Here is a 3,699-nt window from a genome sequence, read left to right on the forward strand (position 1 = left end):
TCGGCAGCACCGCGACGCGCCCGCCCCAGCCGGGCGTGTCGGTCGCGCCGACCGCGGAACGCAGCGGCGCACCCGGCCCGGTGCTCCCCCGCTCCCAACCGGTCCGGATCACCATCCCCCGCATCGGGGTGGACGCGGACATCGTCCCGGTCGCCACCGACGACAACGGCGCCCTGGAGGTGCCGCCGCTGGACCACCCGGAGGTCGCCGGCTGGTACCGGCCCGGCCCCACCCCGGGCGAGGCCGGCAACGCGGTGCTGGTGGGCCACGTCGACTCGCAGAACGGGCCGGCGGTCTTCTTCGAACTGGGCCGGCTGCGCCCCGGCGACACCGTGCAGGTCACCCGCGTCGACGGCCGGGTCGCCCGGTTCACCGTGGACGGTGTCGGGGCGTACCCGAAGGAACGCTTCCCCACCGCGCGGGTGTACGGCGGCGGCGCCGAAGCCCGGCTGCGCCTGATCACCTGCGGCGGCCGGTTCAACCCCCGCACCGGCAACTACCCGGACAACATCGTGGTCTTCGCCACCGCGACCCGCTGACGCCGGGCCGACACCACCGGCTGGCCCCGACCCCGTACGGTAGGCCGTCGGTGTCCGGCGGACGGCGGCTCCCGGTCACGGCACCCGCCACGCCGAACCGGAGTTGCCGAAGGAGGTGCACGGTGGACGGTGCTGCGGTGCGCGGAGGCCGCGGCCGGCTGCCCGCCCTCGTCGCGCGGCTGCTCGGGCGTCCCGACGGCCGGGCGGCGGTGCCCGCCCCGCGGCGGGCCAACCCGGACGCGGTGGTCGACTGCGCGGTCTACTCGGCGGGCCGGCGGGAGCCGGGACGACCGCACTACGCCGACGCCTACGCCCGCGCCCGCCGCCACCGGCGGTCGTTCGTCTGGCTGGGACTGCACGACCCGGGCGCGGCGGTGATGGCGGCGGTCGGGCGCACCTTCGGGCTCGACGAGCTCTCCGTGGCGCAGGCCCTCGCCGACGGCCACCGCCCGACGGTGCAGCGGCACGGCGACGTGACGCTGCTGGTGCTGCGCACGGCGAGCTACGTCGAGCACGCGGAGCTGACCGACACGTCCGAGGTGATCGACACCGGAGACGTGATGGTCTTCCTCGGCGACCGGTTCGTCATCACCGTGCGGCACGGCGCGGCCGGGGCGCTGGCCCCGGTGCGGGCGGACATCCAGCAACGCCCGGGGGTGCTGGCCGAGGGGCCGTGGGCCGTCGGGTACGCCGTCTGCGCCCGGATGGTCGACCTCTACCTGGAGGTCGCCGGGCACCTGGAACGGGACCTGGAACGGGTCGAGGAGAGCGTCTTCGCCCGGGACGGCGGCGCCGACATCCAGCAGATCTACCAGCTCAAGCGGGAGGTGGTGGAATTCAAGCGGGCGGTGCTGCCGTTGCAGGCGCCGCTGCGCGCACTGCTGGAGCAGCGCGGCGACGGGCCACCACCGTCGCTGCACCGCTGGTTCGTCGACGTGGAGGGGCGGCTCACCCGGGCGGTGGACCGGATCAACTCGTACGACGACCTGCTCAACTCGATCCTGCAGTCCCGGCTGGCGCAGCTCGCCGTGGAGCAGAACAACGACATGCGCAAGATCGCGGCGTGGGCGGCGATCGCCGCCGTGCAGACCGCGGTGGCCGGCATCTACGGCATGAACTTCACCCACATGCCGGAGCTGAGCTGGCGGTACGGCTACGCGGGCGCGCTGCTGCTGATGGCGGGCGCCGCGGTCGCCCTGCACCGGCTGTTCCGCCGCTCCGGGTGGCTGTAGGCGGTCAGGGCTTGTCCAGGTCGGACAGCTCCTGGTCGAGCAGCTCGGCGAGGCGGGCCACCCGCCACGGATCGTTCTCCGCGGTGATGCCCCGGCTGGGCATCTCCACGGTCATCAGCAGGTAGAGGTGCAGCCGGTACAGGCCCAGCCGGCGGCGGACCGGGGCGTCCAGCGGGAACGGCGCGACCGTCCGGTACGCCCGCACGAACGGGTCGTCCGGCTCGTCCTCGACCCGGCGGAACAGCAGCGGCGAGACGAGGTCCATCAGCGGGTCGCCCCAGAGATGCCGCTCGCCGTCGACCAGGCCGGTGAGCCGGGGCGTGCCGTCCGGGCCGTCGACGGCCAGGACGTTGCCCGCCCAGCCGTCGAAGTGCAGCAGGGCCGGGCGGCGTACCGCGTCGAGGACGGGGGCGTGCCGGTCCACCAGGTCGCGGATCCGGGCGGCCGGCAGCGGCAGCCGCACCCGCCAGTCCACGGCATCGGCGAGCAGATCGTCCAGCATGGCCGTGTACGCGGCTCCCCAGGTGGCACCGCCGGCACGGCCGCCGTCGTAGCCGTACCGGTCGCCGGTGACGCCGTGCAGCGCGGCCAGGGCGACGGCGAACTCGACCCGCACCTCGTCGGTGTCGGCGCCGGCGGCGGTCAGTTCCCACAGGCTGCGACCGGGCAGCAGCCCGGTGATCAGTCAGTCGCCCAGCTGCGGGTCGCTGCCGTGGTGCAGCAGCGGCGGGACCGGCACCGCGGGCGCCCGCGTGGCGACCAGCCGCAGGTAGCGCGCCTCCGCGCCGATCATGTCGCGCTCGTACCGCAGCAGGGGCACCTGCGGCGGCGGGCCCACCTTCAGCACCACGGCCCGCCCGTCGTCCAGGGTCACCCACCAGACCGCGGCGAAGCCGCCCCCGGTCAGTGGCCCGGCCCCGGTGATCCGGGCGGCGGGGCCGAGGGACGCCGCGACGTACCGGCGGACCTGGTCCCGGTCGAGGCTGCGCTGGGTCGGGCTCATCCGGCGCGCCCCGCCGGGCCGGTGAGCGTTCCCGTCATCAGGTGCATCTTCCGTGCCAGGCTAGTGGGCGCGCCGGCCCCGCGGTGTCCCGCGCCGGGGCCGTTCGTAAGGTGGCAACCGTGATGTGGCGGCGGTACGTGGCGATCGGGGACAGCACCACCGAGGGGCTGGACGACCCGGACGGCGCGGGCGGCTACCGGGGCTGGGCGGACCGGTTCGCCCTCGCGGTGGCCCGCGCCCAGGGCGGCCTGGAGTACGCCAACCTGGCCATCCGGGGCCGGACCACCGGGCGGATCCGCGCCGAGCAGCTGCCCGTGGCCCTCGACCTGGCGCCGGACCTGGCCACGGTGGTGGCCGGGATGAACGACGTGCTGCGGCCGGCGTTCGACGCCGACCGGGTGGCCGAGGACGTCGGCGCGATGCAGCGGGCGCTGGTCGGCCAGGGCGCGACCGTGCTCACCTTCACGCTGCCGGACCCCGCGCCGGTGATGCCGATCGCCCGCCCGTTGCGCGGCCGGATGCTGGCGCTCAACGCCGCGGTGCGTGCGGTCACGGTGGAGACCGGGGCCACCCTGCTAGACCTCGGTGCCCACCCGGTCGCCTCCGATCCCCGCCTGTGGAGCGACGACCGGTTGCACGCGAACCCCGCCGGGCACGAGCGGATCGCCGCCGCGCTCGCGTACACCGCCGGGCTGCCGGGGTACGACGACTCGTGGTCCCATCCGCTGCCGGCGGCCGCCCGCCGGCCCCGCCACGAGGTGGTCCGGGCCGAGCTGGCCTGGGCCCGACGGCACCTGCTGCCCTGGCTGGGACGGCACCTGCTGGGCCGGTCCTCGGGCGACGACCGGGTGGCGAAACGGCCGGTGCCGCTGCCGGTCGAGCTGCCGCCGGACTGACCGGTCGGGGCCGCGCCGCTCCCCCGGGC

The 3,699-nt window shown here is 76.0% G+C and carries 5 protein-coding genes; 3 read left to right on the plus strand and 2 right to left on the minus strand.

Features of this window, described 5'->3' with window-relative positions; translation table 11 throughout:
- Together ACWEVO_RS32315 and ACWEVO_RS32320 are read left to right on the plus strand one after the other, a co-directional pair.
- Positions 1-539: class F sortase (locus tag ACWEVO_RS32315; RefSeq protein ID WP_452311235.1), on the plus strand; the 539-nt coding region annotated here is incomplete at its 5' end.
- A 122-nt stretch (positions 540-661) separates the two neighbouring features.
- Positions 662-1,771 carry a magnesium and cobalt transport protein CorA gene (locus tag ACWEVO_RS32320; RefSeq protein ID WP_452311236.1) on the plus strand — a complete coding sequence of 370 codons (1,110 nt, stop codon included), beginning with the start codon at positions 662-664 and terminating at the stop codon, positions 1,769-1,771.
- A 4-nt stretch (positions 1,772-1,775) separates the two neighbouring features.
- Here the strand turns inward: ACWEVO_RS32320 and ACWEVO_RS32325 are convergent, their stop codons facing one another.
- Positions 1,776-2,456, minus strand: coding sequence for a phosphotransferase (locus ACWEVO_RS32325; RefSeq protein ID WP_452311238.1), 681 nt, complete (start codon positions 2,454-2,456; stop codon positions 1,776-1,778).
- Positions 2,457-2,774: a phosphotransferase family protein gene (locus ACWEVO_RS32330; RefSeq protein ID WP_452311237.1), complete on the minus strand. Its 318-nt coding sequence runs from the start codon at positions 2,772-2,774 to the stop codon at positions 2,457-2,459.
- Positions 2,775-2,896: 122 nt separating this feature from the next.
- Here ACWEVO_RS32330 and ACWEVO_RS32335 point away from each other — a divergent pair, with 122 nt between their 5' ends.
- Positions 2,897-3,670 (plus strand): SGNH/GDSL hydrolase family protein, encoded by a 774-nt coding sequence (locus tag ACWEVO_RS32335; protein ID WP_452311239.1) that lies wholly within the window; start codon positions 2,897-2,899, stop codon positions 3,668-3,670.
- Positions 3,671-3,699: the final 29 nt, after the last annotated feature.

Source organism: Micromonospora sp. NPDC003776, assembly GCF_053605645.1.

What these genes read in the sequence shown, in the direction of transcription:
- ACWEVO_RS32335 (WP_452311239.1), top strand. Translation starts at nt 2,897, where the DNA reads ATGTGGCGGCGGTACGTGGCGATCGGGGACAGCACCACCGAGGGGCTG.
- ACWEVO_RS32330 (WP_452311237.1), bottom strand. Translation starts at nt 2,774, where the DNA reads ATGAGCCCGACCCAGCGCAGCCTCGACCGGGACCAGGTCCGCCGGTAC.